This is a genomic window from Alienimonas sp. DA493, from assembly GCF_043951915.1.
Taxonomy (GTDB): domain Bacteria; phylum Planctomycetota; class Planctomycetia; order Planctomycetales; family Planctomycetaceae; genus Alienimonas.
Map to the genome: position 1 here is coordinate 13,251 of NZ_JBINJD010000021.1, position 26,345 is coordinate 39,595.

Here is a 26,345-nt window from a genome sequence, read left to right on the forward strand (position 1 = left end):
GCGGCGGGGGACTGACGGGCGGCGGCCGGGAACCTGCCCGGGGCGGCCCGGCGGGGCCGGATCGGACTGGTTGACAGTCGCGGCGAGCCGGCGGGAGGATGGCCGGAACCGTCTCCGGAAGGTCGGCTGGCGGTCGCGATCGCCGGCCGCCGGCACGCTTTCGTTCGGGACGGGCCGAGCCGGGGGCGTCGGCGGCGGCGACGGTTCCGCCCCCTGAAGACGCTCCGCCGTGCTCCGCTTCGTCGCCCCCCTGCTGTTCTGTTGGTCGTCGTGGGCGGCCGGTCCGGCCCTCGCCGCCGAGACGGCGCTGCCGCGGAGTTCGCCGGAGGCCCAGGGGGTCGACTCGGCCGGCGTGCGGGCCTTCGTGGAGGCCGCGGACGCCCAGGTCGACGAAATGCACAGTTTCATGCTGCTCCGGCACGGCCAGGTCGTCGCGGAGGGCTGGTGGGGCGAGGAGGGTCCGGAGAAGCCGCACGTGCTTTGGTCGCTCAGCAAGAGCTTCACCTCCACTGCGGCCGGGCTGGCGATCGCGGACGGGAAGTTCGCCCTCGACGACAAGGTCCTCGGTTTCTTCCCCGACGCGGCCCCCGCCGAGCCGTCGGCGAACCTGCGGGCGATGCGGGTTCGCGATCTGCTGACGATGTCCGCCGGGCACGAGACCGAGCCGAAACTGACGCCGGACGGCGTGTGGGTCCGGCAGCTCCTCGCCCACCCCGTGCCGCACGAGCCGGGCACGACGTTCCGCTACAACACGCCGGCGACGTATATGGTCTCGGCGATCGTGCAGAAGACGACCGGGCAGACGGTGCGGGACTACCTCCAGTCGCGCCTGTTCGAGCCGCTGGGTATTGAGAAACCGCGGTGGGACCAGAGCCCGCAGGGGGAGTCGATCGGCGGTTACGGGCTGTTTTTGACGACGGAGGACGTCGCCAAGTTCGGCCAACTCCTCCTGCAAAAGGGCGAGTGGAACGGTCGGCAACTCGTGCCGGCGGAGTGGGTCGAACAGGCGACGTCCAAGCAGGTGGACAACGACGAGGCCCCCAGCGCCGGCAATCCGGACTGGCGGCAGGGCTACGGCTTTCAGTTCTGGCGCTGCCGGCACGGCGCCTACCGGGGCGACGGCAAGGACGGGCAGTTCTGCGTCGTGCTGCCGGAGGAGGACGCCGTCGTCGTGATGACGGCGAAGACTCGGACCCTGCAAACGCAGCTCGATCTGGTCTGGCAGCACATCCTGCCGGCCCTGCGTGACGAGCCCCTGCCGGCGAACCCCGCGGCGGCGGCCGAGTTGAAGGCCGCGCTGACCGAGCTCCAAGCCGCCGCCGAGCCGTTTCTCGCCCCGCCGCGGCACGTCGGGCCGCCGGAGGAGTCGGTCCACGCCCTGTCGAGCCGCAAGTTTCAGGGCATCCCTAGCCTGGCGGTCGCCCCCGGCGGGCGGCAGTGGGCGAACTGGTACGCCGGGCCGACGCCGGGCGAGGACCGGAACAACTACGTCGTCCTCTCCACCAGCGGCGACGACGGGGCGACCTGGGAGGAAACGCTGGTGATCGACCCCGACGGCCCCGGTCCGGTGCGGGCCTTCGACCCGGAGTTGTGGCTCGCCCCGAACGGCCGGCTGTACGTCTTCTGGGCCCAGGCGGAAGGCCACGACGGCACGGTCGCCGGCGTCTGGTGCGTGCACACGGACGAACCGGACGCCGCCCGGCCGACCTGGAGCGAACCCCGCCGGCTCACGGACGGAATCATGATGTGCAAGCCGACCGTGCTCTCCACCGGCGAATGGGTCCTGCCGGCCTCCACCTGGCGAAAGACCGACGACAGCGCCCGGTTGATCGTCTCCGCGGACGAGGGCGCAACCTGGACCCTCCGCGGCGCCTGTCACGTGCCGGCGGAGGACCGGTCCTTCGACGAGCACATGCTGGTCGAACGCGCCGACGGCTCCCTCTGGATGCTGGTGCGGACGAACTACGGCATCGGCGAGAGCGTCTCGACCGACCGCGGCCGCACCTGGCCGGACCTGACCCCCTCGCGGATCGCCCACCCCAGCGCCCGCTTCTTCGTCCGGCGGCTGGCCTCCGGCAAGCTGTTGCTGGTCAAGCACGGGCCGATTGACGAACGCACCGGCCGCTCGCACCTCACGGCGTTTCTGTCCGACGACGACGGGGAAACCTGGACCGGCGGCCTGTTACTGGACGAGCGGAGCGGCGTCTCCTACCCGGACGGTCAGCAGACCGACGACGGGTTGATCCGCGTGATCTACGACCGCAGCCGCACCGGGGCCCGGCAGATCCTCACGGCGACTTTCCGGGAGGCGGACGTCGTCGCCGGCAAGCCCGTCAGCGGCGACGTGCGGTTGCGGCAGGTCGTCAGCGAGTTTCCTGCGAAGCCGTAGTCGGTGAGCCGTCGGCAGGGGGCGCTCGTCGGTTGGGCGGGGCGAAAACTTTTGCGGATTCGGTCCGATCGTCCTCATCCCGGGGATCGTTCGGGGCCGAAAGGGTGGGAGCCGAGGGAGGACGACGGCGTCGCGCCGGCGCCCCGCCCTCGCGTCAGCGCCCCACATCGGCACGGATGCCCGAACCCGCCCCCCCGCCCGCTCGCCCCGCCGACCGCCGCCCCCGTCGGGGGGGCGGCCGTCTGGCGCTGGGGGGGCTCTGCCTTCTCGCCGGGCTCTCCGCGGCGACGGGCCGGGCGGCCGATCAGACCGTGCCGGCCGGCGTCCACTGGGTGGTCGACTCGGCGGAGACGGTCGATCGGGTCACGGTGCAGGCCCCGAGCGGCTCCGACGAGGCGCTGCTCACGGTGAGGGGCTCCTCCGGCGGGAGTCCCGGCTTCCTCACCGCGACCTACGTCCGCAACCTGGGCGAGATCGATATTGAAAAAGGCGGCCGGTTCGACGCGCGGCTGGACTTCGAAAACTGGAGCGTCGCTCAAATTGACGGCCGCCTGAACGTCGGCGGCGACCTTGCCTCGCTGGCCGGCGGTTCCCTCCATGTGGCCGACACCGGGTCGGTTGCGGTCGACGGGCAACTGGAATTCGGCCACGACAGCGTGTTGGAGACGCACGGCGACGTCGACGCGGCCGCCGGCGTGCTGGTGCACGGCGGCGGGATGGCGGTCGCCACCGCGGGCACGGTGCGGACCGCCGGCGGGGTCCGCTTCGAGTCCGGCGGCGCCGCGGACGTCGACGGTCGCCTGATCGCGGACGTCGGCAACGTGACGCTGGCCGGCGGTCGGCTGGCCGTTTTCTCGAACGGGGCGGTGCGGTCGGTCGTGGGCGACTTCGACCTCTTCGGGGGCGGGGAGTTTCACGTCGGCGGGGCCGCGACCGCCGGCGGCGCCGTCCGGGCCCGGAACGCCGGGACGCAGATCCTGGTGTCGGCCGCCGGGCGCCTCGCCGGCCGGCGATTCGACCTGTCCGACGGCGCCCTGCTGACGGTCGGCGGAACCGCGGACGCGGACGGCGGCGTGACCGTCGCCGGCGCCGACACGCAGTTCACGATCGCGGCCGGCGGGGCGGCCACCGCCGGGGCGGTGAGCCTCACGGACGGCGGCACGCTGTCGGTCGGGGCGTTCGACGCCCCGGGCTCCGGCCGGTTGACCGCCTCCTCCGTCGCCAATGCCGACGGGGCGCTGGCCGTCTACGGGACGCTCGTCACCGGGGACCTCGCCTCCGCCGGAACCTTCGATCTGTTCGACGGCGGCTGGGTCGAGGCGGACGCCGTGACGTCCTCCGGCGCCACGATGCTGCACGGCGGCTCCGCCGCGGCGTTCGAACGCCTCGCCGTGACCGGTTCGACCTTCACCGCGGAGGGCGCCCTGACGGTCGAACGGGCCGCGACCGTCTCCGACGCGACGTTCACCCTCGAACCGGCCGGCCGTTTCGAGGCGGCCTCGCTGTCGGTGACGGACGGCACGGCGAACCTCGGCGGGACGACGCTCCTGCACGGCGACGCGGCCGTCTCCGGGGCCGGGGCGGAACTGCACGTGACCGGCGGCACGTTCCACGCCGACGGCCTGCAGGTCCGCGACGCGGCCGCCGCCACGATCGCCGGCGCCGCGGAGGTCGAGGGCGCCGTCTCCGCCGCCGGGCCGTTTTCCTCGCTGACCGTCGCCCAGGACGGGCGGTTGGAGGCGGACGAACTGACCGTTTCCGGCGGCGCTCTCGTCGCCGTGGACGCCAGGACCGACGGCGCCGCCGACGGGGCGTTGCACGTCCGCGAGCGAACCGTGATCGGGGCCGACGGCGACGAGGAGGACTCCGGCGTGCGGGTCGACGGCACGGCCTCCCTGGGCGAAACCCTGCTGCGGGCCCGCGCCAGCCTCGGCGTGACCGGGACCGCCGACACCCGCAACGCCCTCGGCGTCCTGCGAGACCTCACCGTGCACGCCGGCGGCGCCGTCGACCTGTCCGGGGCGGGACAGTTGACGGTCGCGGACCTCGTCACCGAGGGGCGGCTCGACGCCGACGGCGCGACTTCCATCACCGCAGACGCCGTGACGCTGCGCGGCGGCACGGCCGCGCTCCACGGGACCGCCGACTTCGACTCCTTCCTGTTGGAGGCCGGCGACGCCGCGTTCCGCGGGACCGCGACGGTTGAGGACCTGACGACGAACGGGGGCGCCCTGGCCCTGGACGGGGCGGCGACCGTCGATCGTCTCGCCGTCGCCGCGGGGACCGTCACGGCCGCGGACGGGGCGGAGCTTCAGGTGAACGACGCGACGCGGATCGAGGGCGGATCCGTCACGCTGTCCGGCCGGGCCGCCCTCGGCGCCACGACCGTCTCCGGCGGGGCGCTGCACGTCGAGGGGGAGGCGGAGACCGATTCGAACCTCCTCGCCAGCGAGACCCCGCTGGCCCTCACGGTCGACGGCGGGCTGGTCCACGTCCGCGGCGGCGGCTCGCTGACCGCCGGCGCCCTCGCCGTGGAGCGGGGCGGCACGGTCGCCGTCGAGGGCCAACTGACCGTCGATTCCACGCGGATCGGCGACGGGACGACGGGCGGCACGCTGACCGTCGACAGCTCCGCCCAACTCGGCGCCGCGACGGTGCTGTCCGACGGAACCCTCGCCGCGGGCGGCCTGCTGCAAACCGGCGTCCTGCAGAACGCGGGGACTCTGCGGATCGAGGAGACCGGCGCCCTGACCGCCGGGGCCGTGCTGCTGCAGGCCGGCGACGCCCTGTTCCACGGCACGGCGAGCCTCGACGCGCTGACCGTCGCCGGCGGCACGCTGGAGTCCCGGCAGTCTCTGGAGGTGGCCGGCGACGCGACGTTCGCCGACGGCGCGTCCTCCTGGGAGGGAACCGCCGCCTTCGGCCGCTTGGTCGTGTCCGGCGGGAGCCTGACCGGCGAGCGGCTCGCCGTCGCGGGCGGTACGACGGTCGCCGGCGGCACGCTCACGCTGAACGACTCCGCCGGCCTGTCCGCCACCCAGGTGCTCGGCGGCTCCCTGATCGTCGCCCGCGGCGCCTCGACCCGGGACGACTACGACGACTCCGCCCGCCCGCTGCACGCCTTCACTCTCGGCGAGGCCGGCGCCGTGACCGTGACCGAGGACGGTTCGCTGTTCGCCTCGGCCCTCTCCACCGCCGGGGCGTTCGATCTGGCGGGGGAACTGGGACTGAGCGAAACGCTCGTCGTGACCGGCGGCACGCTGACGACGGCCTCCTCCGGCTGGCTGCACGGGGCCGGCCCGGACCCCGTCGGCCTGACGATGACCGGCGGCGCCGCGACCTTCGGGGGCGAGGCGGACTTCACCGGGGCCGTCCTGTTCGACGGCGCCGCCACGACGGCAACCGTGGGCGACGCCTTCGAAGCCGAGACCTTCACCGTAACCGGCGGCGCCCAGGTCACCGTCGCCGACGGGGGCTTCCTGCACCTGTTTGGCGACGAGACCGGCCCCGAACCCCGCGGCACGCGGCTGGAGGGCGGCGGGGCGCTGACGGTGCACGGCTCCGCCGGGCTATTCGAAACCTTCGTCGGAGCCGATTCGACCCTGACCGTCGCCGGCCTGACGACGACCGGCGCCGCGTGGAGCGCCCTGTTCGACAGCCACTCCCGCGGCCTGACGGTCGACGGAACCGTCGCCGTGACGGCCGCCGGCCGCCTGTTTGCGGACGCCGTGCACATCCGGCAGAGCGGCGCCCTGACCGTCGGCGCCGGGGTCGAGCTGGGAACCGCCCCCCCGGACAGCGTCGCCGCGGCGACCGCCCGACCGGCGGGCGCGCTGTTTGCCCAATCGCTGACCGTCGACGGCGCCGCCGCCCTGGGCGCCGTGACGGTGCGCGACGGCGGAACGCTGACCGTCTCCGGCGAGGCCCGCACCGCGACCGACTTCGCCGCGGACAGCCCGCGGGAGGCGCTCTCCGTGGAGCAGGGCGGGGCGGTGACGGTGACGAACACGGGCGCCCTCGCCGTCGGCGACCTGTCGATCGCCGGGGAGCTGACCGTGCTGGGCGACGCGACCGGCCGCGGGGCCGTCGCCGCCGACGCCGTCGCCCTCGCCGCCGGCGGGGCCCTGACGATCGACGGCGGGCTCGTCACCGCGGACTCGTTCGACGCTCACGAAAACAGCGACCTGACCGTCGTCGCCGGCGGGGATTTCCGGCTCGCCGGGGCCTCGCTGTTCGACTCGCACGTGCAACTGGACGGGGCGTTGGCGGCGCCGTCGCTCGTGATTGACGAGAACGGCACGCTCGCCGGGGCCGGCACGCTGCACACGACCGGCGGCGACGGCCTGACGGTCCGCGGCCGCATCGCCCCCGGCAACAGCCCCGGCGTGATGACGATCGCGGGCGCCGCGACCTTCGCCCCGACGACGATTTTCGACATCGAACTCGTCGCCACGCCCCCCGGCGCCGCGCCCGTCGCCGGGGTGGACTACGACCGCATCGCCGTCCGCGGCGCCGCGGTTCTGGACGGGGGCACGCTGAACGCGCTCCCCTTCGGTCCCTCGGCCGACTTCGCCGTCGGCACGCGGTACGACGTGCTGACCGCCGGCGGCGGCCTGACGGTGCGGGCGCTGCCGACGGTGGTCGAACCGCTGCCCGGGCTGCGGTTCGTGCCGGTCGTCACCGCGAACTCGCTGGGGCTGGCCGTCGGCCGGGACGGCGCCCTCGCCCCGCTGGGGCGCACGACGAACCAGACGGCCGTCGCCGGGGCGCTGGACGCGGCGTCGAACGGCGGGGGGGCGAACGTCGCGGCAATCGGCCCGCTGCGGGACGCCCTCGACACCCTGCCGACGGACGCCGCGGTCCGCTCGGCCCTGTCCCAGCTGAGCGGGGAGCTGTACGCCGCCCACCTCACGGCGACGAACCGAGGTTCGCTGCTGTTTCTCGATTCCGTGCGGGCCCCGGCCTGCGGGCTGCCCTACCTCTGCCGGCGCTGCGGCGAACGGCACGCCGCCTTCGCCGATCACGCGGGGCTGCGGGGCTGGATCGAAACGCTCGGCGCCGGCGGCCGGATCGCCGGCGACGGCAACGCCGCGGCGGTGGGACTCTCGTCGGTCGGCACGGCGGTGGGGCTGACGCGGTCGTTCGGCACGACCGGGCCGCGGGCGGAGCTTGGGGCGTTCTACGGCTACGAATCGCTGACGACCCGGCTGGAGGCGGTCCGCTCCCAGGCCTCGACTGACGCGCACCGTGTAGGCCTCAGCGCCGCGGCGTCCGCGGGGCGGGCGTACGTCAGCGCCGCCGGATTCGTCGGGTTCACCGAGACCGACGCTCGCCGGACGGTCGTCGTGGAGAACGCGAACCTGCCGGTTCGGGACGCCCTCTCCGCGGATTTCGGCGGCGCCCTCGCCGCGGCGGACGCGGAGGCCGGCTGGCTGTTCGACGGCTCGATCGGAACGGGGGCTGAGCTGGCCTGGGCGCCGCTGATCGGCCTGCGGTTCGTGCGGTCGGAACAGGACGGCTTCGCCGAGACCGGCGGCGTCACCGCGTTGGCGGTGGAGGAGGGGGCGCTGTCCGAGCTGCGGGTTCGGATCGGCGCCCGCGGGGCCCTCGCCCTGCCGACGCCCGTGCCGGCGAGCCTCACGCTGGACGCCTTCCTCAGCCGCGACCTCAGCGCCGCCGCGACGGCCGACCGCCGGGCGGCGTTCGTCGCGGCGCCGGGCTCGGCGTTCGTCGTCCGCGGGACGGACTTCGGCGCCGACCGTCTGGTCCTCGGCCCCGGTCTGGCGATCGGCGAGGGGCCGGTGCGGTTCACAGCGGCCTACCGGGCCGGGCTGACCGAACAGTCCGTGCTGCACGCCGGCGACGCCCGGCTCGAAGTGGCGTTCTGAACCCCGGCCGGCGAACGCGGGCCGGGGGCTCCGGCGGCGGTGGACAGGGCGGGGGCGGCGGTTGACGATGACGGATCGCCGTCGGCGGATTCGGCGGCGCTCCGCACGCCTCCCACGGAACGCTCCGGCATGGCTTCCGCCCCTCTCCCGGCGCCGCGACGTCGTTCGCCCGGCCGACTGTTTGCGGCCCTGCTCGTCGGCCTGCTCGCCCCCGCAGCGTTGGCCCGGCAGGACGACCCGCCGCCCGCCGCGGAACCCGCGGAGGAATCGCCGGAGATCGCCCGGGAACGGCAGATCGCCGAGCGGTTCCTCTCCCTGCTCGAACGCAACCCCCGCCCCGGCACGGCGCTGGATCGGGCCTACGCCTTTTACGCCGAGCGCGGCGAGTTGGCCGCGCTGACGGACGACCTGCGGGAGCGGATGAAGCAGGACGCAGAGGACGCCGCCGCCCCGGCGATCCTGGGGCTGATCGAAGCCCGGCGGGGCAACGACGACGCCGCGATCGCCGCGTTCGAAGCCGCCGCCGAGCGGGCGCCGGACGATCCGAACCCCCGCGCCCGCCTCGCCGAGACGCTGGCGTTGGCCGGCCGCCCGGGCGAGGCGGCGGCGGCCTACGAGGCGGCGCTGGCCCGCGACCCGGCCCGCCGCGATCTGCCGGACCTACTCGCCGGCCTGGGCCGGGCGCTGACCCGCGGGGGCCAGGCCGAGGAGGCCGCCGCCGTCTGGGACCGGCTGACCGAGCAATTCCCCGGCGACGACGCCGTGCGGGAGCAGATCGCCGCGGTGCTCGAAGCCGAAGGCAACTTCGACGCCGCCCTCGCCCGCTACGAGGCCCTCGCGGCGGAGACGACCGACGACTACCGCCGCATCGCCTTCGGCCTGAAGGCAGCGGGACTAAAGGTCCGCCTCGGCCGCACCGACGAGGCGGTCGAGGACTTCGAGGAGCTACTGGCGAACCTCAACCCGGACAGCTGGCTGTACCGTGAGGTGCGGAGCGGCATCGAGCGGTCCTTCCTCCGCACCGACGACCTCGCCGGCCTCACCGCCTACTACGAGGGCTGGCTGGAGGAGCGCCCGGAGGATGTCGCCGCGATGTCCCGGCTGGGCGAACTGCTGGACCGCCAGAACCGCGACGCCGAGGCCCGCCGGTGGCTGGAGCGGGCCGTCGAGAAGGCCCCCGGCGACGGGCGGCTGCGGCGGGCGCTGATCTCCCAACTGCTGCGGGCCGGGGAGTACGCCGCCGCCGCGGAGCAGTTCGAGGTTCTGAACGAACAGACCCCCGGCGACGCCGACACCCTCCGCGACTGGGGGGCCGTGTTCCTCAGCGACCCGTCGCTCCCCGACGAGCAGCGGCTGGCGAAGGCGAAAGCCGTCTGGGAACGGTTGTTGGCGGAGCGGGGCGAGGACCCGATTGCCGTGACGCGGGTCGCCGACTGGCTGCGGCAGGCCGGCGACGCCGAGGGCGCCAAGGCGCTGTACCGCCGGGCGGTGGAGCTCGCCCCGGAGGACCCCCGCTACCGGGAGTACCTCGGCGAATACCTGCACGTGCTGGGTGAATCGGAGGAGGCGGTGGCCGTCTGGAACGAGCTGGCCGCCGGAGAGAACCGCGGGGTGAAGACGCTCGCCCGACTCTCGGAGGTGCTGGGCGGCTTCGGCTACGACGAACGGGCCGCCGCCGCCGCCGCGGAGGCGGACGCTCTCGACGCGGAGGAAGCGGGGTCGGACGATCCCGCCGCCGGGGCGCTGGAGTTCGCCGACCGGATGCGGTTCGCGGAGTTGTTCAGCCGGGCCGGCCGGGACGACGCCGCCGAGGCCCAGATCGCCAAGGCGGAGGCGCTGGCCGTGACGGCGGAGGAACGCCGGGCGGCCCTGAACGCCGCGATCGACGCCGACGAGGCCGCCGACCGGCTGGAGAGCCGCATCGGGGAGTTGGAAGGCAAAGTCGAGGCGAACCCGGAGGACGCCGACGCCCACCTGCGGCTGGCCCTCTACCGCGACGCCGCCGGCGACGCCGCCGGGGCGGCCGAGGCGGCGGAGCGGGCGGCGGCCCTGACCCCGCGGGACGTGACGGCGCTGGCGACGCTCTCGGAGTTGCAGGAGCGGGCCGGCCGCCTGACCGACGCGATCGCCGCCGCCCGCCGCCTCGCGGACGCCGACCGCCCCCGCCGGGCCGAACATCTAATGCGCGTCGCGGAATTGCAGCTCCGGCTCGGGCAGCGGGCGGAGGCGATGCGAACGGCCCGCGAGGTCGTCGCCGGGGCCCCCGGCAACCCGGAGGCGCTGTCGTTCCTCTCCCGCGTCGCCTTCCGCACGGGGGACGAGGACGCCGGGTTCGACGCCCTTCGCCGGGCTGCCCGCACTGCGACCCGCGACGCCGGCCCGCTGCTGGCCCTCGCCGACGCTCTCGCCGACCGCTTCCGCACCGACGAGGCGGTCGAATTGCTCTGGCGGGCGTTCGTGGCCGTGGACGGATTCGACGACAAAGCGATCGTGGTGCGGCGACTGGCGGCGCTGGCCCAGCGGCAGGGGCGGTTCGACCCGTTCCTGGAGAAGCTGGAACGCCTCGCCTCCGGCGATCGCGGGGCCGGCGGGGCCGGGTTCGGCGGGGCGGGGGAGGGGCCGGACCGGGAGACGGCGCTGCTGCTCGCCGAGGCCCACCTTGCCGTGGACGACGCCGCCGCGGCCCGGGCGACGCTCGAACCGCTGCTGGCCCGCGATCCGCGGGACGCCGCCCTGCTGGCTCGCCTCGCCACGCTGGCGGAGACCGCGGGCGACTTGGAGGACGCGATCGGCTTTCAGCGGCGGGTGGTCGAACTGGGCGACGCCCCGGCGGAACGGATGCGGCTGGCCGGCCTGCTGACCGCCGCCGGGAACGACGCGGAGGCGGAGCCGTTCTTCCTCGAACTGCTCAGCGGGCAGACGGACCCGGCGGAGCGGGTGCGGGCGATCGACCGCCTGCTGGCCGCCGGCCGGGAGGGCGTCGCCTTCCGCCTGGCCGACGCCGGCCTGGCCCGCGACGGCGACGACTGGGAACTGCTGACCCGCCTGGCCCTCGCCGCCGTCGCCGCGGACGACGACGAACTGACGACGCACCCGTCTTCGCTGGACCTTCCCCCCCTGCGGCCCCGGGACGAGGCGCTGGACGGCGAGGCGCGTCTCCGAATCGCCGACGCGGCCCTGCGACGGGTGTGGGACCTGGACCTGCCCGCCGACGCCCCCAGCGCCGCCGCACAGGCCGCCGCGGCGCGGACCCGATCCCGCCGGGCCGGCAGCACGGGCCGCACGTCCGCGGGCCCGGCCCGGCCGCGCGTCCCCCGGGAGATGCTGCGCGAGCGGGAGGTTCTTCCCGGCCTGGCGCAGCTGAATCTCCTCGACTCGTTGCGGAGCGTCGCGTCCGGCACGCCGCGGTTCGATCCGGAGGACTACGGCGTGGCCCGTCTGCTCGCGGCGACGTGGCTGGCGTCGCGGGACGACGCCTTTGCCCGTCGGGTGTTCGCCGAGGCGGGCGTCGATCTGCGGGACGACTCCGACGCCCCGGCCGACGACGCCCCGGCCCCGAACCCCGACCCCGCGGAGCGGGCGCTGTGGGACGCCTACCACCTGACGACCCTCAGCCAACGGACGAACGGGAGGCCGCTCCCGCGAGCGGTGCGAACGAACGCGGCGGAGACGGTCCGGCGGCTGACCGCCGCGCTGGCGGGCCGCTCCGACGCCGGCCTGGCGGCGTCGATGGCGTACCTCAACACGCTGCGGGCCCGGCTCTATTCGCAGCCGACGGAGGACTTCGAACCGCTCTCCGCCGAGGAACTGGACCTGCTGGAACGGGCAACGGCCCGGCTGACCGCCGAGGAAGAAGCGGGCGTCGGGGTCGGGTACGCCGCGATGGGCGAGGGGTTGTTGCTCGCCGAACTGGAGCGGGCCGGTGAGACGGAGCGGGTCCGGGAACGCGTCGCGGCGATCGTGGCGGAGGCCGACGAGCCGCAGGAAATCCGGGCGGCGGCCCAGTTGCTCAGCGGCGCCAACCGCCCCGGGAACGCGCCGGGGCGCCCGCAGGACCTCGCCGCCCTGCTGGACAAGGCCCGTGCCCTGCCGCCGGAGCGGCGGGCCGCCGCCCTGCCGCCGACGAACGTGCTGGTCCAACTCGCCGCCGACCGCACCGCGGCAGGCGATCTGGAGGAGGCGTTCCGACTGCTCGACCTCCACGCCGAGACCGCCGCCGCCGCTCCGACGGGAGCGCAGAGGAACCCCGCGGGCGGCGCCGGAACCGCCGTCGACGCCGGACGCCGCCTGGCCGTCTGGGTCCCGCAGGGGAACGGCGGGTTCGCCCGGTACATCACCGAGTCGGGCTTCCCCCCACCGGCGCTGCCGATCGAGGACGAGCAGGTCGCGCTGCTGCGTTCCCAAACGATGTGGCTCGCCCAACCGAACCTGCTCGCTCCGCTGCGGGACGGGGACGACGACGGGGAACAGGACGCGTCCGACCCTGACGAGTCCACGCCCGAATCCGCCCCGGCGGAGCGGGTCGCCCCGCTGCTGGCCCATCTGGAGTCGCGGGTCGAGACGACGGAGGGCGCCGCCCGGGGGCGGGAGCTGCTGCGGCTCGCCTGCCTGGAGGCGTGGGCGGGCGATCCGGAGGCGGCGGTGGGGTCGTTGGAGGCGGCGCTGGCCCTGTCGCCGGACGACGGCAACCTGCGGCGGGTCGTGGCGGCGGCGAAGGCCGATCGCGGCGACGCCGCCGCCGGCCTCGCCCTGCTGGACGCCGTGGAGCCGACCGACCCGGACGAACTCCGCCAGCGGGAACTGCTCGCCCTGCGGACCGCCGCCGGGGCCGGGGACCTCGACCGGGCCCGGGCCGCCGCGGACCGGCTGTTCGGCCTGCGACTGAGCGCCGAGGAACAGCTCGAATTGGCCCGGACGATGCAGCGGCTGGGGATGGGCGAGAAGGCCGCCGCCGTGCTGGCCCGGATGCGGCGGTCCGCGGGGAATGATGCGCAGACCCTCAGCGGGCTGATGGTCACGCACCGCCTCCGCGGGGAGGACGCCGCCGCCGCGGAGATTGCCCGCGCCGTGCTGACGCGGTTCCGTCCCGTGAACCTCCCGCCGAACCGCGGCCGCACCGCCGCCCAGCGGCAGACCGAGACGGCCCGCGAAGAGGCCGTGCGGACTCTGCAGGCGTTGGGCGAACTTGAACCGGTCCTCGCCGACCTGCGGGCGAAGCTGGAGCGCAATCCGAACGCCAGGACGGTCCGCGACGAACTGGTCGCCGTGCTGAACGACGCCGGCCGGAGGGACGAGGCGGTCGAACTGCTCCGCTCCGCCGGCCCCGCGGGGAGCGATCCCGCCGCCCTGGTCGCCGCCGCAGAATCGGCCCTCGCCCGGAACGACTCCGCGGCCGCCGCCGACTTCTACCTCAAGGCCCTGAAAGCGGACCCGCAGGCGGTCGGCGGAAACGTGGGGCAGCTCTTCCAGACCTTCAAACGAGTCGACCGGACGGCGGAGTTGATGGCGGCCGTCGGCCGGACGAACCCCGCCGACTGGGGCCCCTACCGTCAGATGACGACCTACCTGCTCCAACAGGGGGCGAACGACTCCGACGCCAAAGAGGTCGCCGTCGCCGCCTTCGAGGAGTTGTGGGAACGCCACCCGGACCTCCGCGAGGAACTGTTCGCCCGGGCTGAGGGCAACGCCTTGATGGGCGCCGACGGCGTGTACGACTACGCCGTGGAGCGCCTGCTGACGAGCGACGCCGCAGCCGGCCCCGGCGGCGGGCGGGCAGACTGGGACCGGTTGAGCGAGACGCGGTCCTGGAACAACGGCCCGATCACCCGTCTGCACCGCACGCTGGAGGCCGCGAAGGAGCGGGGCGCCCTGGAGGAGCTGACGGCCCGCATTGAGCGGGAACGCGAGGCGGCGCCGGACTGGCAGCCGGGCCGGCTGGTGCTCGCCGCGGTCCGCGCCGCCGCCGGCGACGCCGACGCCGCCCGGGAGCAGGTCGAGGCGCTGCGGGCCCTGCCGCAGGACGAAGCCCCGCCCGGCCTGGCCTTGTGGGCGCTCAGCATCGAGCTGGACCGCGACGAGGAACTGGCCGACCTCGCCCTCGCCCTGATGGAGCGGGTCGTCGCCGTCGGGGCGACCACGCCGTGGTCCGGCAACGGCTACAACTACTCCCCCCGCCGCCGGTTGATCGACCTGCTCATCAAGGCGGAGCGGATGGACGAAGCCCGCGCACTGTTGCTCGAGCAGGCGTTCGACCCGCCGGAGGAGTCGGCGCCGAACCGGGGTGTCTTCCAGCAGAACCCCCGCTACCTCGCCCAGCGGGTCGTGCAGGAACGCACCCAGATCGGCCGCCGGTTGGCGGAGATCGGCCGCCCGCTTGACGCCCTCCGCGTGCTGGACGGCGCCGTGGACGAGGCGACGCGGGGCGGCATCCCGGGGACGAGTTGGGAACTGCGGGAGCTCAACGAGGCCGTCGCCGAAGTGCGCAAGGCGGTGACGGCCGGGGACGTCGCCGGCCTGCTGAGAACTCGGTTGGAGGCGGATCGGGCGGCGCTTGCCGCGGACAACCCGTTGGAACCCGGGCCGACGCTGGACCTGTTCGTCGCCGCGACCGACGGCGGGGACGACCTGGAGGACGCCGCGATCGCCAGCCACCTGCTCGACGCTCTCGTGAGCCCCGCCGCCGACGGGTCGAACGTGGCGACGGAGGACGTGGAGGACGCCGAGGAGATGGCCGAGGCGGCCGACGTTTCAGCCTTCGACGCCCCGCCGACGGCGCCCGACGCCCCGGGGCCCGACGCGCCGGAGCCGTCCGCCGAGGAACCCTCTCCGCAGGAGCGGGCCGCGGCGGTGCGGGGGCTGCTCGCTGAGGCGATCGAACTGCGGCCGGACGACCTCTCCCTGCACGCGGCCGCGGCCCTGCTGGCCTTCGACGCGGACGCCCCGCAGGCCGCGGCGCCCTCCGTGACGGCGGCGCTCCGCCTCGCCCGATCGGCGTCGGACGCCCCGGAGCCCGCGGCCGTGGGAACCTGGTGGTTGGTCGGGACGGAGGCGACGCGGCACGCGGCGACGGCGGAGGACGGTCGGGCTCTGACCGACGCCGCCCTCGCCGCCGCCGACGCCCTGCCGCGAACCTGGCTGGTGGCGCTGCGGATCTCCGCCGGCCGGGCCGCCCTCGACCGCGGCGACCGGGCCGCCGCCGAAGCCCATTGGACGGCTCTGCTGGGCGATCTGCTCGGCCGGGACCTCTCCGGGGATGCCGACGCCCCGCCGCCGGGCGAATCCGGCGCCGCTCTCACCCCCGGCGCCGCGCCCGGCGGGGGCGCGGTCGGGGTGCGGGGAGCGTTGCTGATCGCCGCCCTCGCGGCGCTCGACGACCCGGACGCCCCCCCGTCGGTTCCCGTCACCACCGGTCCGCGGGCCCGGCGGGCGCTGCGGTTGGCCCAACTCGCCGCGGAGAAGGGCCTGACCGACCTCAGCCTGCGGGCCGTGCGGGAAACCCTCGGCGGCGGCCCCCCGCTGGGCGGCGGAACAGGAACCGGCGGGATGCCGGCGGCTCAGACGGTTCACCTCGGCTTTTCCTCGGGGTTCATGACCGCCACGGGCGGCGGTGGCGGCGGGATCTTTGGGGGCAGCGTCGCCGCCGCGGCGCCCGCGGAGGAGGGGGGCGAACCGCTCTCCGACACGGAGATCGCCGGGTTCCTGCGGACGCTGTCGGAGCAGTGGACGCAGGCCGAGGCGGATCCCGCGGCCGTCGCGGCGACGCTGCGGGAGGTCGTCCTCCCGGCGTCCCGGCCGACGGAGGCCTTCCCCTACGCCGCCGGCCTGCCGGACCCCGAACCGAGCGCCGTTCCCCGGGACGCGGTCGGCCCGCTGATCGAATGGACCCTCCGGGCGGACGCCGCCGCGGCGCTGCGGGAGCGGACGGCGGGCCGCACCGCCGCCGCGTCTGCGGCGTCTCTCATCAAAGCCCGGCTGGCGGTCGCCGAGGGGGATGAGGAAGCCGCCGCCGCGGCCCTCGAAGAACTCGCCCGCCGCGCTGAACTGGGCGGCCCCGACGCGGTGGCGGCCCTGCACGCCGCGTTGCCGGCCCTGCACGCGGAGGTCGCCCTGCCCGCGGCCTCCGCCGCCCTGATCGCCGGCGCCGAGAACTTTTCCACGGAGGGGCCGCCGCGCAACTTCCTGCCGCTGATGGCCCGCGTCTCCTACCGGGCCGGCGACGCCGAGGCCGCGGAGCGCTACCTCGCCCGGTCGGTGTCGGAGTCGCTGCGGGACGACCGCAGCGGGAGTCGCTGGTCCACGCGGTCGGCCCTCGCGGCCGCGGTCAAGGAGTCGGCCCGGGCCGGGGCGGGGCTGTTCGCCCTGGAGCGGCTCGACGAACTCCTCCGCCTGCCGGACGACGGCCGCACCGACGAACTGATCGCCCCGGACGAGACGGTTCCCCAGTTGCTCGCGGCGCTGGAGACGGCCCCCGCCGATCGGCGGTTCGACGCCCTGTTGAAGTGGACCGTCGCCCCTGACGGTCTGCCCCCCGGCACGGTCCGCGGTTTGGAGGCGACGCCGGAGACGAAGCCCGCCGACGGCGCCGTCGCGGACGGGGCCGACGAACCCGCGGCGGAGAGGAGCGCCGCGGCGGTGCGGCCGGTGACGGGGCTGTCCGTCGCCCTGGCCCGGACGGCGAAGGAGGCGGGGCGGGTCGACGAGTTGGTCGCGGCCCTCGACGCCGCGGACGCGGCCCGGGCGGCGGCCCCGCCGGAGGAACGCGACCCCGAGCAGGCGGGCGAGGACGGCGACGTGGTACCGCCGGACCTGGACGCGGTCCGCGCCCACACGCTGCGGTTGCTCGTCGGGGCGCCGACCGACGTCCCGGCCGCCCTCGCCGCCGCCGTGCGGGTGCGGGAGGACGCCGAACGGGAGTACCGCGCCGCGATGAAGAAGCAACTCGCCCACCGCTCCGCGTTGGGCAAGACCGCCCGACGGGCCTTCCGGACGAATCTGCTGCTCGCGCAGGCGGCGCTGCGGGCTCCGGCGACGGGGGCGACCGGGGAACTCGCCGCGGAGCTTCAGCGGATGGCCGAGTACGCCCGTCAGAAAAAGGACGTCGTCGGCTACGGCGCCCTGCCGGCGGCGGCGGGGACGCTCGCGGAGGAGGCGCAAGCCGCGGCAGACGACTGAACCCCGTCCGCCGCCGTCACTCCGCCGCGTCCAGCGCCGCCCGGTCGGCGGCGGTGGGGCGGATCGCCTCGAAGTAATCGCGGATCAGGCGGCGGTGGCCCAGCGGGATCGCCTCGTTTTCGAGGACTTCCTCGGAGCGTTTCTGGTACTCGGAGTACCGCTCCGCGTAGCCGCGGCGGGCGGTTTCGCGGCCCTCGGGGCTTTTGGAGGTCTCGTAATCGCTGGGACCGTCGCCGGCGACGCCGGTGACCTCCTCCTGCGTGCGGTTGCCGTTCAGCAGGGAGGCCGGGTCGTTCACGTTGCCGGCGTCCTTCATCCCGAAGTTGTTCGAGGGGGAGTCGGAGCGGTTCCCCTGACCGCGGGCCAAGCTGTTGCCGTTGCCCTGCCCCCGTCCGGCGCTGGAACCGTTCCCCTCGCTGTCGCCGGGCGACATGCAGGCGGCGCACTGCCCCTTGCACTCGCCCAGCCGGTCGAGCTGGCGGCGGAGGGCCCGGTTCAGCTTCTGGCGGGTCGCGGCCTGCTTCATCTGTTTGGCAAGCGATTTCGCCCCGTTGGAGGCCTTGGCGGCGTTCCCCTCGTTCATGCCGTCGGCCGTCTGCTCGGTGGCCTGCGACATCCGGCTCAGCCCGGCCGCGGACATCGCCCCGGCGGCCTTCCGCATCCGCTCGGCGGCGGCTTTCCGCTCCCGGCGGGGGGCGTCGGCGGGGGCGGCCTCCTCCAGCATTTGGGCGGCTTGTTCGAAGTCCTCCTGCTTGAGGGCCTCGGCGGCGGGCCGCAGGGCCTCGGCGGCCTCCATCGCCGCGGCGAGCGCCTGCAGGTTGGCCGTCACCGCGGCGCCGCTCTCGTCGGTCCGCTGACGGATCGACTCCTCCATCCGGGACAGCTCCGCCAGCACCTCGCGGGCGTCGGCGGTCGGCTCCTTCATCTGTTCGACGCGTTCGCGGAGTTCCTCAATGAGTTCCTCCAGCTCCGGCGTGGACTGCTCGGCGATCTCCTCCTCCAGTTCGTCGATCTGGGCCTCCACGTCCGCGGCGATGGCCAGCAGGTCTTCGTTCGGACCGGCGACGTCCGCGGACGCCTGGCGGGGGGCGGGGAAGAGGGCGAGTCCGACCACCGCGGCGACCGCCAGCGAGCCGACCGCCAACCGCCGACCCGGCCGAAAGGGCACCACCGCGGCCGGTTCGATCGTCTTCAGCCGCTCCGCGGCGTCGGAGCGTTGCAGGGCGGCCCAGGGGGAATCGGTCTTCGACCAGGCAAGGGCCGTCGTCGCCCGGTCCTTCAGGTCGTAGTGGGCGTCCACCGCCGCGGCGGCCCGGTGCAGGCCGCTGGTCCACAGCAGCCCGGCCAGCCCGCCGAGAACCGGCCCGGCGGCCAGCGCCGCGAGCGCCGCCCACGGGGGGATCGTCGCGGCCCCGGTGACGTTCAACACGCCCAGCGTCGCCCCGACGACGGCCGAGGGGACCAGCCCCCAGGCGGCCCAGCGGCCGGCCCGGGCGAGGCGTTGCCGGGTGCGAACCCGGGCCAGCGGCCCGGCGATCGCGTCGTTCGCAACGGCGCCGGCGGGGGCGGACGACGGGGCGCGGTCGGTCATCGGTGCGGGCCGGGAGGGGGGGCGGACCGGCGGATTGTACCGCGGTTGCGGTCGCCAATGGGCTAGGTTCGCAGCCGGCTCCAGAGGGCCGGGACGTCGACGCGGCGGAGGGCGACGTCCAGCAGCCAGAGCGCCAGCGCCGTCGCCAGCAGGTCCGGCCAGAGCGGCAACGGGTCCGGGGCGGTGGCGTCGTCCGGGGCGAAGACCGCCGCGGGAGCCGGGTCGAACGTGCCGCCGCCGGCGGAGGCGACGGCTTTCAGCAGCGTTTCGTTGGTGGGACGGAGCCGCAGCTCCTCCGGGTAGCCGACGGTGACGCCGCGGCTCTGCCGGGCGACGACGCGGCCGTCGACCGTCTGCACGATCTCCGCGTGGTAGGCGCCGTCTTCCGGGGCCTCGAACTCCGCCTCGTACCGGCCGGGGGCCGTCTGCCGGGCGGGCACGGTCCGGGAGCCGAGGGCGGGGTCGATGACCGTCACCTCGGTGGTCGCGTCGTTCCGCCAGCCGCCGGCGGGATCGGCGGCGTCGAGCGTCAACCGGACGGTGTCGCCGGTGCGAGCCATCTGCACCGTGGAGCCGGTTCCGCCCCCCTTGCGCATCGTGTGCCGCAGGATCTGCGCCCAGAAGGGGCCGAAGCCCTCCCAAGGCAGCCACTCGGCGGCCCAACGGGGGCCGGCGTCCGAGGTGAAGGCGACGCTCCAGCCCAGCCCGTAGCGCCACCAGGCCAGCAGCGGGTCGCCGGTTTCGGTGCCCAGGATCACCTCCGCCGTCGCCTTGGGCCGGGTGACGACGTAGCCCAGCAGGAAGGGGGCGGTCTCCATGTCCACGCCGTTCAGGGCGGCGGTGGGACGGATCACCTGCGGGACGAACGGTTCCTCGTTGATGGCGCTTTTGGAGGCGGTGATCGTCTCCTTGGCGAAGATCTGGGGGATGTTGCCCGGATCGTCGGTGAAGTAGCTGCGGCCGCCGCCGGTCCGGGCGATCTGCTCCAGGAGGTTCATGTCCGCCCCCTCGCCGACGCCGACCGTGGAGACCGTCACCCGGTCGGCGACGAGGTCGCGGGTCACGCCGTCGAAGTCGCCGGGGGCGCTCCGGCCGTCGGTGAGGACGATCACGTGCTTGAGCTTGGCGGCGGCCCGGCGGAGGGCGTCGCGGGCCTCGGTCATGGCGGGGTGGAGGTTCGTGCCGCCGCCGGCCGCGATGGAGGCGATGCCGTTGCTCAGGGCCACGCTGTCGGAAGCCGGCCGCACGTCCGCCACCCAGGTGGGCGAACCGTCGAAGGCGACCACGCCGAGTTGGTCCTTCGGCCCCAGCAACTCCACCGCGGCGACGGCGGCGTCCTTCGCCAATTCCATCTTCATCCCGCCCATGGAGCCGCTCTTGTCGATCACCAGCACCATCGCCAGGGAGGGCTTTTCCTTCTCCTTTTCGAAGTCGGAGCGGACCGGGAGCACCTCTTCCAGCACGCTGCGGTAGTACCCGCCGAGACCGAAGCTCTGGTCCCCGCCGAGCATGATCAACCCGCCGCCGAGGTCCCGCACGTAGGTCCGCATGACCTCCATCTGCCGGCTCGACAGGTCCGTCGCCGGCACGTTGCCGAGGAGGACGACCTCGTAGTTCTGCAAATCGGCCACGTCCTCCGGCACGCCGCGGGGCGGGCGAACGTCCACCTCCACGTCCTCTTCGCCCAGCGCCCAGACGAAGCTGCGGGCCGCGTCCGGGGCGGAGTCGATCAGCAGCGCCCGCGGCTTGCCGGCGGCGTAGACCAACCCGGTCGCGGCGTTGTTGTCGACGAGGGCGTCCTGTTTCGCCCCGCTGATGCGGACGGTGTATTCGGCGAGCCGGTCCCGCTCCACGGTCTGCCGGAAGCGGAAGCGGTTCTCGCCCGGTTCGAGCGTTTCCCGCTGGGAGACGACCTTCAACGGGCCGCGGAAGACTTCGACCGTCGCCTCGTCGGCGTGGTTGGCGTCGACGGCGACCTCCACGAAGAACGGCTCCCCGCGGGCCACCTGGGCGGGAACGAGCACCTCGGAGACGGCGACCTCCGGCTCCTCCCGGGTGGGCAGAGGAACGGCGTCAATGCGGTCCCCCCGGCCGGCCCCCGTCCCGCCGCGACCGGCCTGGGCGAGGGCGGCGGCGACGGCGTCGCCGGCCGTCTCGTTGCCGTCGGACAGCAGCACGACCCGCCGCACCTTGTCCGGCGGGGCCGCGGCGAGGGCCGTGCGAATCGCCGCGGCGATGTCCGTACCCCGCAACCGTTCGTCGTCCTCTTGCGTGCTGTCCGGTTCGCCGTCGCCGCGAGGCGGCGCGCCCCCCGGCGTAGCCTCCTCCGGCGGGGCGAGGTACTCCGCCAGCGAGACCGGCTCCCCCACCTCCGCGGCAAAGGGCAGCACGACCGCCTCGGTCCCCGCCGGCGGCTCCCCGACGGCTTCGAGGAAGGTCCGCACCCGGTCCGCCCCGTCGGCCCGGCCGACCGAAAGCGATTCGTCCACGACGAAGGCGACGTACCGTTCGTCCGTCGGCCGCAGCAGGGTGAGCCCCGCGAGAGCCAGCACGAGCAACACCACCACCGCCGACCGCACGACCAGCGAGGCGATCCGCTGCCCGCGGTCGAAGTCCACCAGACTGCGGCGGTAGAGGGCCCACAGCGCCGGCAGCAAAATCAGCCCGAACAGCCACTCCGGCCGGAGCAGATCGAGGGCGTAGGCGGACAGATCGGCGGCGTTCCTCCCCGCGGAGGCCGTATCGGCGAGGGGCGTCATGAAGCTGGTCATTGGATGAACCGCCGCTGATAGAGCCACCATTCCACGCCGACCAGCAGGAGCGCCCCGGCCGCCAGCCAGACCCACCACGGCCGGCCGCCGGCCGTGCCGGCGGGATCGGCGCCCTCGGACGGGGGGGCGACGACGCGGACGTCGCTCTCCGTCGGGGCGGTGAGGTTCACGGCGACCGGGATCGTTGCCGCCGGCCAGTCAGGCGCCGCGTCGGTCGATCCCTCCGCGGTCTCGCCCGGCGGCGGCAGGGGAGCGAGGCGCCACAGGCCGGCTTCGGCCAGCGGGCCGAGAGTCGCCGCGGTCAGCCCGGCCGGCAGCGACCGGGCGGCGCCGGAGGGGGCGAACACGCTCCACCGTTCGCTCTCCGCCCCCTCCGGCAGCGGGACCGAGACGGTGGAGCCCGTCGCGGCGGCGGGCCGCAGTTCGCCGGCGGCGTCGGTGAACCAGGTCAGCGCGTTGACGGCCAGAATCGGGAACGCCGTCCGCAGCGGCAGGTCGGTGGCGTCCAGATCGACCGCCAGCACCACCGCCTTCCCCCGCTCCCCGCCGGCGAGCGGCCGCCGCAGGGCGACCAGCAACGGATTGCCGGTCTCGGCCCCCGTGCCTTCGGCGCCCGGCGGGAGGACCTCCGCCAGCACGGTCGCGTCGGCGTCCGCCGCCGGCGCGACGGGACGCACCTTCGGCAGGTCGACCCGGTCCAGCCGGACGTTCGCCAGCAGCGGGGACCCCTCCGCCTCCTCCGTCAGCCGCACGTTGGGGGCCACGACCTCCTCGCCCACGGCGAACAACCCGGCGGCGTCGGACCGCGGGTCGATGAACCAGACCGGCCGGTCCGGCAGTTCCTCCGGCACGACGCGGTGCAGCACGACGATCGCCCCCGCCGGCAGTTCCTCCGGGACCTCGCCCGTCACCGTCAGGTCGACCAGCGGGTTCGCGGCGAACACCTGTTGCAGAAAGAGGTTCCCCGGCGTCACCAGCGCCACCGGGACCCGCTCCCGCGGCGGGAGCACGGCGCGGGCCTCGTCGTCGGCGGTCAGCAGGTTCGCCGGGGGGGCCGCGGCTTCGTCCTCGTCGTCTGCCTCGTCGAACACCAGCCGGGCGACCAGTTCGCCGCCGGCCTGATCGGTCTTCTCGAAGGTCCGTCGCCACGTCTCGCCGGGGGCGAGGTCCAGCGGGACGGCATCGATCCCGGCCCCGGCGAGGTCGAAGTCCAACCGGAGGGAAATCGGCTCGTCGGCGAAGTTCGTCACCTCGGCGAGGATCTCGTAGCCGATCGGGTCCGTCAGGCTGCGGCGGGTTTGGAACGCGGTGATCGCCACGTTCCCCCCGGCGGCGCCGAAGGGCAGCAGCGTGACGTTTTCCGCCAGTTCCACCCCCTCCGGCTCCCGATCGGAGAACAGCAGCACGCGGCCGTTCTCCCGGTTCGCCACCAGCCGTTCAGCGAGGGCCAGGGCGTCCGCCACGGCGCCGGGGGCGTCGGTCTGGGGAATGGCTTCGATCGCCTCGGCGAGCGTCGGCGGGTGGCCGGTCATCCCGCAGGCGACCTCCGCGGCGGCGCCGGCGACGACCACCGCCGCGGCGTCCCGGTGCCGCAGGCCCTGCACCAACTCCGCGGCCCGGGCCTTCGCCGCCTCCAGCCGACTGCCGGCGCCGGGCTCGTCCGGATCGACGGGGGCGGCCATGCTGGCGGAGGCGTCGATCACCAGCACGAGCCGCCGGGCGCTGCGGGCCTCGGCGTCGGTGAACGGGTCCGCCAGGGCGAACGCCAGCAGGGCGACGAGGAGGAGTTGAAGCAGCAGCGACCCGAGGTGCCGCAGGCGTTCGAACAGGCTCCGCGGGGCCTTCTCCTGATAGACCTTGTCCCAGAACATCAGCGTGCTGACCGGCACCCGCCGCAGGCGGACTTTCAGCACGTACAACGCGATCACCGGGACCGCGAGGGCCAGCCACCAAAGCATCGAGGGGGCGGCGAAGTTCATGCGTCCGCTCCGTTGTGGGCCGCTTCACCGTGCTGCTTCAGACCCTCCACCGTGCCCGGCGTCACCCAGTCGCCCCCGCCGCGCAGGTTGTGCGAGAGGTACTTGAGGAACCGCACGACCGCGGCCCGCTGGGATCGGTTGAACAACTGGCGGTACGGCCCGCCGTCGTATTCCCCGCGGAGGCTGACGCCGTGCAGGCGCCAGAGAAAGACGTCAGTCAGTCGTCCGTGGAGGTCTTCGCCCCGCACGACCGTGCTCATGATCGCCGGCGTGTAGAAGCGGAAGGCGGAGGCGTCGAGGTAGCACAGGGCGTCCGGCCGCTCGTGCAGGCAGGACGGCGGGACGCGGCGCCAGTCCTGCCGCTCAGCCTGTCGGGACAGCCGCAGTTCTTCGTCGTCCCCGTAACGGTCCATCGCCTCGCCGGCGTAGATCGTCATCCCCAGCTCCAGCGACACGTCGCGGAAGGCCTGATCGATGTACGAGAGCAGCCAGTCTCGCACGCCGGTGTCCGGGGCGGAGCGTCGGCGGAACCGGACGGGGCCGACGACGGTAGCGGGGCGGGCGGTCATGCCTGCACCAGGTTCGCGCCGCGCATCATCGACACCACCAGGTCGTCGAACCGCACGTCGCTGCGGCTGGTTGTGTGTCCCCAGCCGCGGCTCCGGCAGAAGGCGGCGAGTTCCTTGCGGAAGCCGTCGAACGCCTCCCGGTAGCGCCGCAGATCCTTCTCCGTGACGGTCCGTTTGACGGCCCGGCCGGATTCGACGTCGGTCAGCTCCACGTCCCCGAGGAAGCCGGGGTCGGCCTCCGCCGCGTCGTAGATTTGCACCACGTGCGGCTCGTGCCCGCCGTGCCGCAGCTTGGAGAGCGGCGCCGAGAAGCCGGCGGGGTCGTAGAAGTCGCTCAGCACCGCGACGAGCCCCGACCGCCGCCCCCGGAGCAGGAACTCGGCGACGAGGTTCGACAGGTTCGTCTCCTCCCCGCGGGCCTCCAGCTTTTCGAGGAACTGGAGCAGCGCCAGCGCCCGCCCCTTGCCGCGGGTCAGCGGCATCTCTTCCACCACGCCCCCGGCGAAGGCGACGACGGCGACCCGGTCCAAGTCCGCCAGGGCGATGTAGGCCAGCGCCGCGGCGACCTGCCGGGCGAGATCAAACTTCGGCGGCGCCCCGTGAGCCATGCTCTTCGACGCGTCGATCAGCAGATAGACGTGTAGATCCTGCTCCTCCTGAAACCGCTTGAGCAGCAGTTCCCCGTGTCGGGCGTAGAGGTTCCAGTCGAGGTGCCGGAAGTCGTCGCCGGGGTCGTATTGCCGGTGGTCCGCGAACTCCACCCCGCCGCCGAGCTGCCGCGTCCGCTTCTGGGCCATCAACTGCCCGGCGAACACTCTTTTCGACAGGAGGGACAGATACTCCAGCCGCTGCAAAAAATCCGGCGGGAACAGGGCGGTCGGGGCGGCGGCCATCTCAGCGGGCCTTCACGACGTCGGCGATCACGTCGTCCGCCCGCACGCCTTCGGCCTGTCCTTCGAAGCCCAAGATCAGGCGGTGCCGCAGAACGGCGGGGGCGGCGTCGTGCAGGTCGTCCTTCGAGACGTGGAAGCGGCCGTCGAGGATCGCCTTCACCTTCGCGGCCAGCACCAGCGCCTGGGCGCCGCGGGGGCTGCTGCCGAAGCGGACGTACTTCTTCACCGCCTCCGGGGCGGAGGGGTGCTCCGGGTGGGTGGCGAGGGTCATCGCGACCGCCCGGTCGCGGACCTCGTCGGCGATCGGCACCTGCCGGGCGAGGTCCCGCATCGCCAGCACGCGGTCCCCGTCCAACACCGGCCGGGCGGCCGGCACGTCGATCGCCGTGGTTCGGTTCAGGATCTCGCCGAGGTCCTCCGCGGTGGGGAACTCGACCAGCAGCTTGACGAAGAACCGGTCCAGCTGGGCTTCGGGCAGCGGGTAGGTGCCCTCCATTTCGAGCGGGTTCTGCGTCGCCAGCACCAGGAACGGCGCGGGCAGTTTGTGCGTGTGCCCGCCGACGGTCACGCTCTTTTCCTGCATCGCCTCCAACAGGGCGGACTGCGTCTTCGGCGTCGCCCGGTTCACCTCGTCCGCCAGCAGGACGTGGGCGAAGATGGGGCCGCGTTGGAACTCGAACCGCTTGTGGCCGTGTTCGTCCTCGGTGACGACGTTCGTGCCCACCAGGTCCGCGGGCATCAGGTCCGGGGTGAACTGCACCCGGCCGAAGGTGACGGACAACGCGCTGGCCAGGGTGTTGACCAGCAGCGTTTTGCCCAGCCCGGGCACGCCTTCGAGCAGGACGTGGCCGCCGGCGATCAGGGCGGTGAGGGTGCCGTCCACGATGTTCGCGTGGCCGACGATCACCCGGCCGACCTCCGCCCGCAGCCGGGCGAAATCCTCGCGGAAGGCGTCCAGCTCGGACTTCAACTCCGCCTCGGACGGAGCCGCGGGGCCGGTCGGGGCGGCGGGGGACGCGTCGGACGGCGGGGCGGTCGTCATCGGGCGGAGCCGCGGGGGAGCGGTGGCGAAGAGGCGTTCCGATGTACCGCCC

Annotated in this window: 9 protein-coding genes; 3 read left to right on the forward strand and 6 right to left on the reverse strand. The window is 74.5% G+C overall.

Going from position 1 to position 26,345, the window contains the following annotated elements; genetic code table 11:
* Window positions 1–229: 229 nt before the first annotated feature.
* The 3 genes from ACG2DA_RS05260 (at window position 230) to ACG2DA_RS05270 (ending at window position 17,448) form a co-directional block, all read left to right on the forward strand.
* Window positions 230–2,389: a serine hydrolase gene (locus ACG2DA_RS05260; protein ID WP_395254424.1), complete on the forward strand. Its 2,160-nt coding sequence runs from the start codon at window positions 230–232 to the stop codon at window positions 2,387–2,389.
* A 176-nt stretch (window positions 2,390–2,565) separates the two neighbouring features.
* Window positions 2,566–8,277, forward strand: a complete 5,712-nt coding sequence (locus ACG2DA_RS05265) for an autotransporter domain-containing protein (protein WP_395254425.1) — start codon at window positions 2,566–2,568, stop codon at window positions 8,275–8,277.
* Window positions 8,278–8,406: 129 nt separating this feature from the next.
* On the forward strand, window positions 8,407–17,448 hold the full coding sequence (locus ACG2DA_RS05270) for a tetratricopeptide repeat protein (RefSeq protein ID WP_395254426.1): 9,042 nt from the start codon (window positions 8,407–8,409) through the stop codon (window positions 17,446–17,448).
* 16 nt (window positions 17,449–17,464) lie between these two features.
* Here the strand turns inward: ACG2DA_RS05270 and ACG2DA_RS05275 are convergent, their stop codons facing one another.
* The 6 genes from ACG2DA_RS05275 to ACG2DA_RS05300 all read right to left on the reverse strand — a co-directional run bounded on the left by ACG2DA_RS05275 (window position 17,465) and on the right by ACG2DA_RS05300 (window position 26,293).
* Window positions 17,465–19,039, reverse strand: a complete 1,575-nt coding sequence (locus ACG2DA_RS05275) for a hypothetical protein (protein WP_395254427.1) — start codon at window positions 19,037–19,039, stop codon at window positions 17,465–17,467.
* A 62-nt stretch (window positions 19,040–19,101) separates the two neighbouring features.
* A complete protein-coding gene (locus ACG2DA_RS05280) occupies window positions 19,102–21,798 on the reverse strand; it encodes a VWA domain-containing protein (RefSeq protein WP_395254428.1) in 2,697 nt (898 codons plus the stop codon).
* A gap of 8 nt (window positions 21,799–21,806) precedes the next feature.
* Complete coding sequence (locus ACG2DA_RS05285) at window positions 21,807–23,789, reverse strand: VWA domain-containing protein (protein ID WP_395254429.1); 1,983 nt, start codon at window positions 23,787–23,789, stop codon at window positions 21,807–21,809.
* Window positions 23,786–24,358, reverse strand: coding sequence for a DUF6714 family protein (locus ACG2DA_RS05290; RefSeq protein ID WP_395254430.1), 573 nt, complete (start codon window positions 24,356–24,358; stop codon window positions 23,786–23,788). Before ACG2DA_RS05290 ends, ACG2DA_RS05285 begins: the two co-directional genes overlap by 4 nt.
* Window positions 24,355–25,251, reverse strand: coding sequence for a DUF58 domain-containing protein (locus ACG2DA_RS05295; RefSeq protein ID WP_395254431.1), 897 nt, complete (start codon window positions 25,249–25,251; stop codon window positions 24,355–24,357). Before ACG2DA_RS05295 ends, ACG2DA_RS05290 begins: the two co-directional genes overlap by 4 nt.
* A gap of 1 nt (window position 25,252) precedes the next feature.
* The gene (locus ACG2DA_RS05300; RefSeq protein ID WP_395254432.1) at window positions 25,253–26,293 is read right to left on the reverse strand and encodes an AAA family ATPase; all 1,041 of its coding nucleotides are present in this window, start codon (window positions 26,291–26,293) and stop codon (window positions 25,253–25,255) included.
* Between the last annotated feature and the right edge of the window lie 52 nt (window positions 26,294–26,345).